We start from the raw sequence: 13,988 nt of genomic DNA, 5'->3' as shown, positions 1-13,988 counted from the left end.
TAGGTTATACTGTATGTAAACGATTTCAAAGGAGGCCAATTATGGCAAAAACATTTTTTATCCCAAATAAAGAAAGCATTCTAGGGCAACAGGAGGTTTTGACTGCCAAGTCCATCTTGGCCTTGGTAGAGGGCTTGGAGTCACACAGTTATGATGCGGTCTATCTCCGTCAGCCCCTCAATCGTCTCGAGTATATCGAGTGTGGGATTGTAGGCCAGTCGCAATTTCTCTTCAAGGTCAACTATGCGGATAGTCGAAAAGGTTATCAAGTGGTGATTCCAGATTTCCTTACTAGAGTGGACTGGGAGATTGTAGAGACTCTCCTCCAGGCCCTATCTGGCAAGTTGAGGGAAGCGGTAGAAGGGCTAGATGGTTTTGATTTTGAAGCTTATTTCCGAGAAACGGTCAAGCAATATTTAGCGGATAAGGCGGTTCGTTTAGTATATTGCCAAGGGCTCTTGTCCCCTATCTATCTCAACAAGGGATACCTCGAGAGCTTTTTAGCAGAGGATGGATTGGTACGTTTTGAAGAGTTGGTCAAGAAGGTTCAAGGCTCTGATGCCTACCTTGCCAGTGTGAAATTTTACCCAGATGCCCAAGGCAAGGTGCACGGTATCTATCACCTAGCCCAGGGAGTCAAAACGATTTTGCCAAAGGAACCCGTTGTACCAGCTCCTTATACCGAGCAGCTGGCAGGCAAGGAGCTTGTTTGGGAGATTGACCTAGTGAAGATTTCTGGTGATGGCTCAAAAGCAGAAGATTATGAAGCCATCGCTCGCTTGGATTATGCAAAATTCCTAGAGTCACTACCAAAAGCATTTTACCAGCAATTAGATGCTAATCAATTAGAAGTACAACCCATCCTAGGACAAGATTTTGAAGGATTGGCAACTATCGAGTAGGCCTTGTTTAAAAAAGAGTAAGCATAAAAATCCCTGTCATTAACAAATGGCAGGGATTTTGGTTAAAAGAAGGTCAGGATGCGAAGGTAGTCAACTGTCAGCGCAAGCTCTGCAATGAAGAAGGGTAAGAGAATAGCGCCATCAAGTAAGACAGCTAGCAGGAATCGATAAAATGGGTCGAGGCTACTGGTCTTACTTGGCTTGCTAATCACAAAGAGATTGCCAAGGGCAAATATGGTCATGCTTAGAAGAGTGAGGATGCCAGCAAATCGTAAGCCACCAAAGAGTGCAAAGAAACTTGCTAGAGCTGTTAGGACAAGTGGGATAGCAAAGAGTCTGCTATACCGATCAAAGGCTTCTTGGAATGTGAAGTCACTCTCCTGATCCAGCACACGTCGGACAGTAAAGCCTCCCAAAATGATGGAAAAGTAAAATAGAGCGCTAGCGACCAAGATAGAAAGTCCAGCAAAGAGATCTAAAGGTGGGAGCTGGTTAGGAGAACTATTAGCAATAGAGACCATATAGCCATAGTAGAGATGCTTGATATGATAGATACTAAAGAAAAGGTTGATTGACGACAGCAAGGTGAGTAGGGCAAAGACACTGTAACGATGCTTTTGGTCCGTAGTCTTGCTGGCAGTTGGTTCTTGGATAGCATCCAGTAGCCAAGCCCAAAATAGTGCGATTTCTTCTTTTAATCGGGCTGTTTTACGAGGGTCAATATCTGGGATATAGGGACTTTCTAAAGCCTTGCTGAGAATACTTTTCTCTTTTGCAGGGTTTTCTTGGTTGTGTTCCTCTTCAGCTTTCCCTTCTCCCTCTTCCTCCGTTTGGGTTTCTTCGATTATTTGGGGAGTTTCCTCCTCATGCGTTTCCAACTCTTTAGGTGAGACAGGTGTTTCTTGGCTTGCTTGTGGTTCGGTCTCCACAGTTTCCGAAGTCTCTGGTTGGTCGGGTTGGATTTCCGATTTCGACTGAGCTGATTTCTTCTCAAGATCGACGCTTTCAAACCATTCTTGTGTCATGGTGGAACCTCCTTTTTTATGGTCGTTTTCTATTTTTAGATTAGCAGATGAAAGCGTTTTTGTCAATGATTGCTAGGTGGAGCAGAGTACTCTTCTTCCTTGGGGAGGTAGATATCCTGATTGGCTTTTATGATGAGCAAGTCCTTGATATCTGCTTTTTCCGTTTTATAAGGGTTGGCAAGTACATTCTCTTTTTGTCCACGATGTTCTTCTTTGGGTTGACGATAGATACCACCATGCTGAGAAGAAATTTCTAGATTGATACGGTCGGTCTCTTTCTGGGAGAGAATGAGTTGTAGAGTTGAATAAGCCTCTAGCTCGACCTTGCCGTGAACTTGGATATTTTCAGCATAGATGTGTGCTCCCTCCGTCTTGACCTGACTATCTGTCAATTCGGTATCAAAGATATTGATGATATGAGGTGCCGTTAATGTGCTGTTCTTGATAGAACTTTCTGTTAGTCTTAAGAGATAGCCTTTTGTTTTGATGGTTGCATTTTCAAGGTTGGCTTGACGAATATTAGTTTGTCCACGATTGGCTGAGACGGTGATAGCTTGCAGCTTTCTTCCTTTAGGTAGGGAGAGAACCACTTCGTCAAAACGATTAGAATAGTTGCTGGCGATACGAAGTAGGCTTTCGATTCCTGAACCGAGAAAACGATGTTGGGAGGCTTGTTTGTCAGTGACGCTCAGTGTTTTGTCACTCATTCCAGTAGTTAGATCGTGACGGCCAGACACTGACGGATGATAGGTGATATGGATCTTGTCATCTACAGACTCTGTGATGGTTAGGCTATGTTCCTCAAGGGTCAAATCAAGTTTTTCCACTTCACTTCCAAAGGTTACTTCTTCGGTGCGATTGTCATAGACGGGGTCTTTTGACATGGCAAGCAAACTTTGAATACCATTGGACTGGGCACCTGCAACTATCATGATAAAACCAAGGATTGTAGAAACCACACCAAAAATGAGAAATCCTTTCGTCAATTTACGCATGTCTGTCACCTCTCTTTCCTTTTTTAAGAATCCATTGTACCAAGCGGACGATTAGGAGGCCAAAGAAACGAGCTACATAGGAGATACCTAGTAGAACAAGAGAAGAAGCACCGATAGCAAGCAAACCAGCCCCGAAAATCAAGATAAAGGCAGATTTGGCTTCGACTAGGACACTAAAGCTTTCTACGATAAAGAGTCCGCCCAGCAGGATACCTGTCACAGAGACGGTAAAGAAGGCTAGAATGACGGAGGCAGCTGCGATAAAAAGCCCGATAATGGTTAAGATAATTGCAATTCCCACAGGGATTCCGATAGGGGCTGCTAGTAAGGCAAGTAGAGCAATGTGTAGCAGTTGGCGGTCATTCTTTTGAGCTGGTGCCTCATTAACTTTTTTGTCGAGGAGGTTAGAGAGGACATCATGAGCCGCTTCTTTTGGTGTTCCCAGACTAGCAATGAGCTCCTCTTCGCCCTCTGGACCTGCATCGTCAAATAGTTCCTTAAAGTAGTCCATGGCTTCAATGCGGTCGACTTCAGGTAGTTTATGGAGATAGGTTTCTAACTGAGTCAGATAGTCAGTTCTTGTCATGGCGGATACTCCCTTCTATGATGCCGTTGACGGTGTCGGTATAGAGCGTCCACTCTTCCTTTAGAGTAATGAGCTGCTCTACGCCCCGATTGGTCAAGGAGTAGTATTTGCGCATACGCCCCTGAAACTCTCTAGAGTAGGTGGTTAGAAAGCCACTGGCTTCCAATTTTTTGAGAATGGGATAGAGCGTAGATTCTTTTATATTGGCGATGAGTTTAATGGTTTGGCTAATCTCATAACCATAAGAATCCCCCTGCTCCAGTACAGCCAAGATGAGAAACTCAATCAGGGCAGAGGATGTTGGGAAGTACATGGGAAACCTCCTTTTCATTATATAAAAATTTTATATATACTCTTTTCAAATATATTGTATCTCAATATGAAAGCCCTGTCAAGAAATATGTGTAAAAATTTTATATATAAAAAACTCCTAGTAAAAACTAGAAGTTTAGAGGATGTTGTCAGACTTTATCTAAATTTTATCGTAGATTTCTTATACTTAATTTCCTTATCTAAAAGTTTTAATAGAGGAGTCACGTACTCAGGATTTGGAAACTTAGGACCGAAAATGACTTCACCGATTTGAATTGAATTTTTTCGTTCTACATAAAGTTTACCTACCCCAGAAGTTTTGTCAATTTTGATTTCCTTATTGCTAGGATCTAGGTTCGCATAGCGTAAGATACGAAGTTCATTTTCATATTTGTAATCAACAGATTTAAATAAGTAGCGAATTTCTTCTATACATTCAGCAATAGCATTTTGATAGTTCTCCTCCGTAATTTTTGAACCGATATCTAGTTTTTCTTTTAAACTATTCAACAATTTTTCTAATTCTTCTATTTCCGACTTCTCAAATAGTTCAGTTTGTTCTAGTTTTAAATTTTCCTCTATATGCTTAACATAGGCAATTCGGTAGAGATAATCAGGATTCCCTTTTGAATCACTATTTTTTTCTACAGAATTCGGTTCAGTTCCTTCATCATTAACAGTATCGACTGAATTTTCACTTTCACTCCGAAAGATAGATTTTTCAACACCACTATTTAATTCAGATTTCAGTAGATACATCTTATCAGAGAATTCTAAAAAGTTTTTTTCTTGACGCCAAGAAACATCATTGAAGGAAGTAAATCTAGAAAAATCATCTTCTCGAAGTACCAGACAAACACCTTTGGCATCATCACCATACTGGGACCACATGGCCAAATCATCCGTTTTGTTTGTGAAACTCATTAAGAACCATGAGCTTGGTTCCAAAACATCTCGTCTATCTAAGCCCAATATCTGTTCTATGACGATTCCTTCTTCAGGATCATTCATATAATTAGCATTATACAAACGAGTTTTCCCAGATACCGAAAAAGTAGTATTCTTCTTTTCATTCTCCTCTTGATCTAACATAATTTGGAGAGTGCTCCCCTTGGTGTAGTGGCCGAATTTAAGCACCTGATTTTTATATTCGTCTTTTAGTCCCAGTTGATACTTGATTTTCTGAACAATTTGATAAATTGATAGCAAGTTCTTTAGTTCACTGGAGTCTTCTTTATAACGAACTGTCCATTTTTGTAAAATAGCATATTTAGTATTCTTTAAAAGCCCTTCCCTTAGGATAAAGTTGAATAGCATGTACTTCTTACTGTCACAAACATTATCATTACTAAAAAATAAATCATCAAAATTTTGTAACATAAAGTTGGAGAATTGTTCATAGAGTTTTTTAATTATTTTTGTGGTTTGAAGACGTTCGTCTACCTCCGTTTGATAATCAAATAAGCTTGCTAAGAACACACTATATATAAAAGCAATTTCTTCGGATTTTGGAAATTTTTGCTGCATTTTTTCTAATTTTTCGACAGTAGCCTTCCGCTCCTTCAACTCAGTCTGTATGGTTGACAAATTAACCAAAATCATGGCATACTTCGAAGCTATATCAGGCGAATCCTGGAATTGTTGCTGTAATTTCTCTAATTTTTCAGCAGTGGTCTCTAGTTCCTTCAACTCAGTTTGCTTGGTTGACAAATTGAACAAAATCATGGCATACGGCAAAGCTATATCAGGCGAATCCTGGAATTGTTGCTGTAATTTCTCTAATTTTTCAGCAGTAGCCTTCCGCTCCTTCAACTCAGTCTGTTCGGTTGACAAATTGAACAGAATCCTAGCATAACGTAAAGCTATATTAGGTGAATCCTGGAATTGTTGCTGTAGTTTCTCTAATTTTTCAGCAGTGGTCTCTAGTTCCTTCAACTCAGTTTGCTTGGTTGACAAATTAACCAAAATCATGGCATACTGCAAGGCTATATCAGGCGAATTCTGGAATTGTTGCTGTAATTTCTCTAATTTTTCAGCAGTAGCCTCGATTTCCTTCAACTCAGTCTGTTCGGTTGACAAATTGAACAAAATCCTGACATAACGTAAAGCTATATCAGGTGAATCCTGGAATTGTTGCTGTAATTTCTCTAATTTTTCAGCAGTAGCCTTCCGCTCCTTCAACTCAGTTTGTTCGGTTGACAAATTGAACAAAATCCTAGCATAGAGTAAAGCAATGTCTTCTGATTCAGGATATTGTTCATAAATTATTCTTGCTTTTTCTGCCAGAGCTTCACAGGCAGTCTTATCTGTCTCCTTGGCTGATAAGTAAAAGAGCTGATCTAACTCTGCTAAACTTTCTTCCAAATTGTATTTCAGTTCATCCATCCTGTGCACCTCACTTAAAATAGTAGCTATTTTATAAACCAATTTATTTTTCGTATGATAATTAGTTTCTATACATCTTATTATATCAAAAATGCCATCTTTCTGCTAATAGATGGATGGTGCCTTTTCTTGATATAAGCACCAAAAAAACCAGACAGAGTCTGGCTTTGCATTGTTTATATCTGAGAAGTGTTTTAGAATAATTAGAGTATCTTATCCGTGCGATTCACCATAAAGAGTGAGATAGTCATGATGATATCAATGGCTAGAAGGGCAAGGACAGCTGGAATCCAAGATTGGAAAAGGTCAAAGCTATAACCAAACAAGGTAGGACCAAAGGCTGCCAAGATGTAGCCCCCTGTTTGCGACAGACCTGAGAGTTGCGCAGTCTTTTCAGGCGAACTTGTCTTAAGTGAGAAGCAAACCATGAGATAAGGAAAGAGAGCACTGCAGGCTGTCCCAATCAAGAGGTGAACTACTAGCCAGTAGAGGAAGTTATTGCTTGGATATAAGAGCATGGCAATTCCTATCATGCCAGCGATAGAGATTATTGCCAGCATGATTCGACGGTGACCATCTGACAGACGAGTCGTCAGACTTGGAACAGTCATGGAAAAAGGAATGCTGATCAGTGAGAAGATAGAAGCCAGGAGAGCCGCATCGCTATTAGAAAGACCAGCACTAATAGCCATAGTTGGCAACCAGGTCATACTTGTATAAAAGAGCAAGGACTGAAGACCGCCAAAGACAATGATGGCCCAGACATGTTTGTTTTTTAGAATATTTTCTTTTGATTTCTTTTCTTGCTGTCCTTCTAGATAGTGGTTGTGGCGATGATTTGGCAACCAGACTAGCAGAGTGAGCAAGCAGATGAGGCTGAGAACGAGGATCAAGCCCTTCCAAGAACTAGCTTGGGTGATAGGAACAGATAGATAGGAGGCAATAGCTGTGGATATTCCCATAGCAGTGACATAAAGAGTTGTTAGAAAACTAATCTTTTGAGGTTGGTTGGCCTGAATCATACTTGGGAGAAGAACATTGAAAATAGCAATGCTCGCTCCGACAATCAAGGTTCCTAGATAGAGAAGGGGAAGATTGAAGATACGAATGACAGAGCCAATAGTTAAGAGAAGGAGACAGTAAGTAAAGAGATGCTCTAGTCCAATCTTTTGCGCCAAGCGGCTTGCAAAAGCAGAGAAAAGAGCAAACATCAAGAGAGGGAGACTGGTTAAAATCCCAAGAGAGCTGACCTCTACTCCCAGCCCTTGCGAAATATCTCCCAAAATAATGGGTAAAGCAGTAAAAGGAGAGCGCAAAACAGTCCCGATTAAGACAATTCCAAGAACAAAAAAGAGTGATTGCTTTTTCATGAAAACCTCGATAGGATGATTTTAATAACAGCTTATTTTAAGGTTTTTTTCTTACAATGTCAAGGAGAGGACTGCTAAGAAAGCTAGAACGATTTAACTGAAAATAGAGTGAAAAGGGACAGATTTCTTTACCAGAATTTTTCTTGATTTGAGATAAAAATAGGAAACTAGGAAATTTTGTGATAAAATAGTGGAAGGAATAATTCAGGAGAGTAGAAGTGACTCAAAATGTTGGAAAAAAACTGGTCTCAATTGTAATCAGCGCCTACAATGAAGAGAAATATTTGCCAGATCTTATTGAAGATTTGAAAAATCAAACATATGATAAAAAAAATATTGAGATTCTGTTTATTAATGCTATGTCAACTGATGCTACAAAAGAGATTGTACAACAATTTATAAAGGAAAATAATGAATTTAAATCCATTAGACTTTACGATAATCCCAAGAAAAATCAATCTAGTGGATTTAATTTGGGCATCAAGCAATCGATAGGTGACGTTATTCTGAAGATTGATGCTCACTCGAAAGTTACAGAAAATTTTGTGAGTGAGAATGTTGCTCTGATTAACCAAGGTGAGTTTGTTTGTGGAGGAGCAAGACCGACAATTGTGGAAGAAAAAGATAAGTGGTCAGAAGTCTTGCATCTTGTTGAAGAAAATATGTTCGGAAGTAGTATTGCTGATTATCGTAATAGTTCTCAAGATAAATATGTATCTTCTATTTTTCATGGGATGTACAGACGAGAAGTTTTTCAGCAAGTTGGCTTAGTAGATGAGCAACTTGGCCGGACAGAAGACAATGAACTTCACTATAGAATCAGAAAACATGGATATCGTATTCGGTATAGCCCTAGTGTTTTATCTTATCAGTATATTCGACCAACTCTTAAAAAGATGCTTTATCAAAAATATTCGAATGGATTGTGGATTGGTCTAACAACACATGTTAAGCCACAGTGTCTATCACTTTTTCATTATGTTCCTTTTGTCTTTGTTCTAAGTATCTTTCTAAGTATTTTGTTAGTGCCATTCTCAGTGACATTTCTTTTTTCTCTATTTACAATTTACTTTCTGTTTGTTCTTATGTTGACAATATTAACTTATGTGAAAAATAAAAACACGTTATTATTTCTAATGCCTATTCTTTTGTTTGCCATTCATTTTTCTTATGGGGTTGGAACCTTACTTGGTCTTATTAAGGGATTCAAATGGAAACAAACATACAGAAATCAGACTATTTATTTGGAGAATTAGAGTAGATATTCTAAAAAGAACTAACAACAGCTTTATCCGACTCTTTTAAGGGGGAGTAAACTTCGATGAATAAAAAACTAACAGATTACGTGATTGATCTGGTTGAAATTTTAAATAAACAGCAAAAGCAGGTGTTTTGGGGTGTATTTGACATTGTTAGTATGGTGGTTTCCATCATTGTGTCTTACATTCTCTTTTATGGTTTGATTAACCCAGCGCCTGTGGACTATGTTATCTATACTGGTTTGGCCTTCCTCTTCTATCAAATCATGATTGGATTTTGGGGGCTCAATGCGAGTATTAGTCGCTATAGTAAAATCACAGATTTCTTAAAAATCTTTTTTGGGGTAACCGTCAGCAGTATTGTCTCTTACGGACTTTGCTATGCCTTCCTTCCTCTATTTTCTATCCGATTCATCATACTCTTTATTTTATTGAGTACTTTCCTGATCTTGCTCCCTCGCATCACTTGGCAGTTGATTTATTCAAAGCGCAAGCAGGGTAGTGGGGATGGCGAGCACCGTCGTACCTTTTTGATTGGTGCTGGCGATGGTGGTGCCCTCTTTATGAACAGCTACCAACACCCAACTAGTGACCTTGAGCTAGTGGGAATTTTGGATAATGATGAGAAGAAAAAGGGACAAAAACTAGGTGGAATTTCCGTTTTGGGCTCCTATGACAATCTGCCTGAATTGGCTAAACGTCACCAAATCGAGCGTGTCATCGTAGCGATCCCTTCGCTTGACCCATCAGAGTACGAACGCATCTTGCAGATGTGTAATAAACTCGGCATCAAATGTTACAAGATGCCCAAGGTTGAGACAGTTGTTCAGGGGCTTCACCAACCAGGTAGTGGCTTCCAGAAAATTGATATCACAGACCTTTTGGGCCGTCAGGAAATCCGTCTTGACGAATCCCGTCTGGGTGCAGAGCTTACAGGCAAGACTATCTTGGTGACAGGAGCTGGTGGTTCGATTGGTTCAGAGATTTGTCGTCAGGTTAGCCGCTTCAATCCAGAACGTATCATCTTGCTTGGACATGGTGAAAACTCAATCTATCTTGTTTATCATGAATTGATCCGTACATTCCAAGGAATTGATTATGTTCCTGTTATTGCAGATATTCAGGACTATGATCGCCTCTTACAGGTGTTTGAACAGTATAAACCAGCCATTGTCTACCATGCCGCTGCCCATAAGCACGTTCCGATGATGGAGCGCAATCCAAAAGAAGCCTTCAAAAACAATATCCTCGGAACTTACAATGTTGCCAAGGCTGTGGATGAGGCTAAAGTGCCTAAGATGGTCATGATTTCGACTGACAAGGCGGTCAATCCACCGAATGTTATGGGTGCAACCAAGCGCGTGGCAGAGTTGATTGTCACTGGCTTTAACCAACGTAGCAAATCAACCTACTGTGCAGTTCGTTTTGGGAATGTCCTCGGTAGCCGTGGTAGCGTGATTCCTGTCTTTGAACGCCAGATTGCTGAAGGTGGCCCTGTAACGGTGACAGACTTCCGTATGACACGTTACTTCATGACCATTCCAGAGGCCAGTCGTCTGGTAATCCATGCTGGTGCTTATGCCAAGGACGGAGAAGTCTTTATCCTTGACATGGGCAAACCAGTCAAGATCTATGACTTGGCCAAGAAAATGGTGCTTCTAAGTGGACACACAGAAAGCGAAATTCCAATCGTTGAAGTTGGGATTCGCCCAGGTGAAAAACTCTACGAAGAACTCTTGGTTTCGACCGAATTAGTTGATAACCAAGTTATGGACAAGATTTTCGTTGGTAAGGTAAATGTCATGCCTCTAGAAGCCATCAATCAAAAAATAGAGGAGTTCCGTTCACTCAGTGGAGATGAGCTCAAAGAAGCGATCATTTCCTTTGCAAATGAGACAACCCATGCTGAGTAAGAGTGACTCATGCAATTAATCATAAATCAAAGACCAAGGTTTTGTATAGACAGAACCTTGGTCTTTTTACTCTGTAGTTTCAAATTGTCGTATTATTTATAGCTGGCTAATGATATCATCGATTGTCTGGGCAATCCAGTCAGGTTGATAGCCGAGTAAATCAGCTTCTTCTCCAAATCCCCAAGTAACAGCGAACTTTTTAATGCCAGTTTCTTGGGCTCCGATCATATCAAACTTGGTGTCCCCGATGATGAGGACTTGGTCTGCAGGGAGTCGATGCGTCTGTAAGGCGTAACGGATGACATCCGCCTTGTGAGGCGTTTCAGGACTGGAGCCATAAATGCCATCAAAGAAATGATGGATTCCCAGATTTTTAGTCATATCCTGGGCAGTCGGAGTATTCTTTGTTGTAGTGATATAGAGAGGGTAGGTTTGCGAGAGTTCTTGGAGCAATTCCGTCATTCGGGGGAAAAGCTCTGCTTCATGAATTCCTTTTTTCTTGTAGTAAGAACGGTAGATTTGAACAGCTTCTGAGATTTGTTCTTTTGGAAGGCAGGTCGCAAAACTACTTTCAAGTGGCGGGCCCATGAAACCACGAATAGTTTTGGCATCAGGGCTTGGAACTCCTAGTTGTTCAAAGGTATAGGTAAAGGCATTGTGGATCCCGATGGAACTGTCAACCAGGGTTCCGTCTAGATCGAAAAAGATAGCTGAGATAGAGGGCATGATTTCTCCTAATAGATAAACTTATTCTCCGAAGATTTCTTTTTGTAGGCGACGACCAGTCGGAGTGGCTGCGAGTCCACCTTCAGCCGTTTCACGAAAGGCAGTTGGGAGGCTGGATCCGACTTGGTACATGGCATCGATAACTTCATCGACAGGGATCTTAGATTCGATACCTGCCAAGGCCATATCAGCCGCGATAAAGGCAAAGCTGGCTCCCATGGCATTTCGTTTGACACAAGGAACTTCAACTAAGCCTGCAACAGGATCACAGATGAGGCCTAGCATATTTTTAATGACAAAGGCAATGGCTTGGCTAGCCTGATAGGGGCTTCCACCTGCAGCCAAGGTCAAGGCTGCGGCACTCATGGCAGAGGCCGAGCCGACTTCGGCCTGACAGCCACCTTCAGCACCTGAGATAGAAGCGTTGTTTGCGATAACCAATCCAAAGGCACCCGCGGCAAAGAGGAAATCGAGTTGTTCTTCGTGGCTGAGGTCAATTTTTTGAATAGCTGCAGTAAGAACAGCTGGCAGACAGCCAGCACTTCCTGCGGTTGGAGTGGCACAGACCAAGCCCATTTTAGCGTTGTGTTCGTTAACCGCGATGGCATTTCGGGCTGCTGATAGGATGGTGAAGTCTGACAAGGCCTTGCCACTTTTGAGATGGCGATCTAGTTTGGCCGCATCTCCACCTGTTAGGCCGCTGCGGGATTTGTTTTCACTAAGGCCAAGCTCGACAGAGGCTTTCATGACTTCTAGATTGCGTTCCATGAGGAGGAGAACTTCGTCTCGGCATCGGCCAGTCAGTTCATATTCTGTCGCAATCATGAGTTCTGCGACATTGCCTTGGAAGTCTAGGTCTGCCTGCTCGACCAATTCTTTGATAGAATAAAACATGTTTCCTCCTACTTAAAGAAATTGACATTGTGGAGATGAGGGATTTTTCGGATGTCTTCAATCGCCTCTTCACAATTTCGACTATCGACTTCGATAATCATGATGGCTTTTTCTCCAGCTTTTTCTCGAGTCACATTCATCTGGGCGATGTTGATATCGAAACGAGAGAGGGCTTCAGTAACATGGGCAATCATACCCGGAACATCCTGATGCACGATGATGATGGTCGGGGTATTCATGTTGAGAGAGACAGCAAAGCCGTTAAGTTCCGTAACTTGGATATTTCCTCCACCGATAGAAATACCTGTCACGCTAATGGATTTGTGTTCATTCTTTACAGTGATTTTAGTGGTGTTAGGGTGAGGAGCATTGCTATCTTTCTGAATGGTCCAGACAATCTTGATGCCCCGTTTATGGGCAATCTCGAGACTGTTTGGGATGTCGGGATTATCCGTATCCATACCTAAAATACCAGCGACGAGAGCAAGATCCGTTCCATGACCACGGTAGGTCTTGGCAAATGAGTTAAATAATTGGAACTCTACCTCGGTAGGCATATCGTCAAAGATGGAAGAGACGATTTTTCCGATACGAACGGCACCAGCAGTGTGGCTACTTGATGGGCCAATCATGACAGGTCCGATAATATCAAAGACAGATTGAAAACGAAGTGATTGCATCTGTTTCCCCTTACAAAGATTCTTATAACTATTATATCAAAGAATGGACCTCTGTGCTTATTTCCCTTATCAAAAGCTCAAAATGATTAAAGATGGTATAAAACAAGGCCTTTTGTGACAAAAACCTCCGTAAAACGGTAAATATAAAACATTTTTGTAATATTTCTACATATAATCGTTAAACAACGGTAACATTTAAAAGGTATCATAGATATATTCAATAGAAGGAGAATTTTTAGATATGTCATTAACAACTAAAAAAATCAAAATAACTATCGCAGGAGTAGCAGCTTTGCTTGCTTTCTTTGCCCCAGCTCTTGCCTCTGCACAAGAAACTGTAACTTACACAGTTAAACCAGGCGACACTCTTTCAGAAATCGCTGAGAAGTACAACACTACTGTTGAAAAATTGGCAGAAAAAAACAAGATTGAAGACATCCACTTGATCTTTGTGGACCAAGTCTTGGTCATCGAAGGAACAGAACCATCGACAACAACTGCAACCGCTGCAACTTCTGCGACAACTTATGAAGCACCAGCTGCTACAGAAGAAACAAGCGAAGCTACAACTTATGAAGAAGTTGCTGAAACAACAACTTACGAAGCGCCAGCAGCTCCAGTAGCAGAAGAAAGCTACACTGCACCAGCAGCAACTGTTAGCGGATCAGAAGCAGAAGCCAAAGAATGGATCGCTCAAAAAGAATCAGGCGGTAGCTACACAGCTACAAACGGACGTTACATCGGACGTTACCAATTGACAGATTCATACTTGAACGGTGACTACTCAGCAGAAAACCAAGAACGTGTAGCAGACGCCTACGTTGCAGGACGTTACGGTTCATGGACAGCTGCTAAAAACTTCTGGCTTAACAACGGTTGGTATTAAGAAATAACTAGCAGAATAAGAAGTAAAAGTCGAGGAAATCCCTCGACTTTTTTGC

General features: G+C 41.1%; 13 protein-coding genes. 4 read left to right on the top strand and 9 right to left on the bottom strand.

Going from position 1 to position 13,988, the window contains the following annotated elements; all coding sequences use genetic code 11:
• The first annotated feature begins 41 nt into the window (after nt 1-41).
• On the top strand, nt 42-902 hold the full coding sequence (locus FGK98_RS09465) for a DUF4299 family protein (protein WP_138100950.1): 861 nt from the start codon (nt 42-44) through the stop codon (nt 900-902).
• A 62-nt stretch (nt 903-964) separates the two neighbouring features.
• On the opposite strand, the gene FGK98_RS09460 is transcribed toward FGK98_RS09465, so the two are convergent.
• From FGK98_RS09460 to FGK98_RS09435, 6 genes are all read right to left on the bottom strand, one after another.
• Nucleotides 965-1,927, bottom strand: a complete 963-nt coding sequence (locus tag FGK98_RS09460; protein WP_138100949.1) for a DUF6574 domain-containing protein — start codon at nt 1,925-1,927, stop codon at nt 965-967.
• 62 nt (nt 1,928-1,989) lie between these two features.
• On the bottom strand, nt 1,990-2,922 hold the full coding sequence (locus FGK98_RS09455; protein ID WP_138100948.1) for a DUF4097 family beta strand repeat-containing protein: 933 nt from the start codon (nt 2,920-2,922) through the stop codon (nt 1,990-1,992).
• Nucleotides 2,915-3,508 (bottom strand): DUF1700 domain-containing protein, encoded by a 594-nt coding sequence (locus tag FGK98_RS09450; RefSeq protein WP_138100947.1) that lies wholly within the window; start codon nt 3,506-3,508, stop codon nt 2,915-2,917. The genes FGK98_RS09455 and FGK98_RS09450 overlap by 8 nt, the downstream gene beginning before the upstream one ends.
• Nucleotides 3,495-3,821, bottom strand: a complete 327-nt coding sequence (locus FGK98_RS09445; RefSeq protein WP_084852814.1) for a PadR family transcriptional regulator — start codon at nt 3,819-3,821, stop codon at nt 3,495-3,497. The genes FGK98_RS09450 and FGK98_RS09445 overlap by 14 nt, the downstream gene beginning before the upstream one ends.
• A 155-nt stretch (nt 3,822-3,976) precedes the next feature.
• A complete protein-coding gene (locus FGK98_RS09440) occupies nt 3,977-6,205 on the bottom strand; it encodes a DUF2971 domain-containing protein (protein ID WP_171011138.1) in 2,229 nt (742 codons plus the stop codon).
• A 203-nt stretch (nt 6,206-6,408) separates the two neighbouring features.
• Nucleotides 6,409-7,575, bottom strand: coding sequence for a CynX/NimT family MFS transporter (locus FGK98_RS09435; RefSeq protein ID WP_138100946.1), 1,167 nt, complete (start codon nt 7,573-7,575; stop codon nt 6,409-6,411).
• A gap of 218 nt (nt 7,576-7,793) precedes the next feature.
• On the opposite strand from FGK98_RS09435, the gene FGK98_RS09430 reads away from it, so the two are divergent.
• Nucleotides 7,794-8,831, top strand: coding sequence for a glycosyltransferase family 2 protein (locus tag FGK98_RS09430; RefSeq protein ID WP_138100945.1), 1,038 nt, complete (start codon nt 7,794-7,796; stop codon nt 8,829-8,831).
• Nucleotides 8,832-8,896: 65 nt separating this feature from the next.
• Nucleotides 8,897-10,747: a nucleoside-diphosphate sugar epimerase/dehydratase gene (locus FGK98_RS09425; RefSeq protein WP_138100944.1), complete on the top strand. Its 1,851-nt coding sequence runs from the start codon at nt 8,897-8,899 to the stop codon at nt 10,745-10,747.
• A gap of 96 nt (nt 10,748-10,843) precedes the next feature.
• Here the strand turns inward: FGK98_RS09425 and FGK98_RS09420 are convergent, their stop codons facing one another.
• From FGK98_RS09420 to sdaAB, 3 genes are read right to left on the bottom strand one after another with little or no spacing between them, the layout of a single operon-like run.
• Complete coding sequence (locus tag FGK98_RS09420; protein WP_138100943.1) at nt 10,844-11,473, bottom strand: HAD-IA family hydrolase; 630 nt, start codon at nt 11,471-11,473, stop codon at nt 10,844-10,846.
• A gap of 21 nt (nt 11,474-11,494) precedes the next feature.
• Nucleotides 11,495-12,367, bottom strand: a complete 873-nt coding sequence (gene sdaAA, locus FGK98_RS09415; RefSeq protein ID WP_138100942.1) for an L-serine ammonia-lyase, iron-sulfur-dependent, subunit alpha — start codon at nt 12,365-12,367, stop codon at nt 11,495-11,497.
• 8 nt (nt 12,368-12,375) lie between these two features.
• Entirely contained in the window at nt 12,376-13,047 is a 672-nt protein-coding gene (gene sdaAB, locus FGK98_RS09410; protein WP_138100941.1) for an L-serine ammonia-lyase, iron-sulfur-dependent subunit beta, read from the bottom strand.
• A gap of 241 nt (nt 13,048-13,288) precedes the next feature.
• On the opposite strand from sdaAB, the gene apf reads away from it, so the two are divergent.
• Nucleotides 13,289-13,933 (top strand): aggregation-promoting factor, encoded by a 645-nt coding sequence (apf, locus tag FGK98_RS09405; protein ID WP_138100940.1) that lies wholly within the window; start codon nt 13,289-13,291, stop codon nt 13,931-13,933.
• The last annotated feature ends 55 nt before the right edge of the window (nt 13,934-13,988 follow it).

Source organism: Streptococcus australis (genome assembly GCF_901543175.1).
GTDB lineage: Bacteria > Bacillota > Bacilli > Lactobacillales > Streptococcaceae > Streptococcus > Streptococcus australis_A.
The sequence above is the reverse complement of the archived record's forward strand: the minus strand, read 5'-3'. Positions and strand labels throughout refer to the sequence as shown.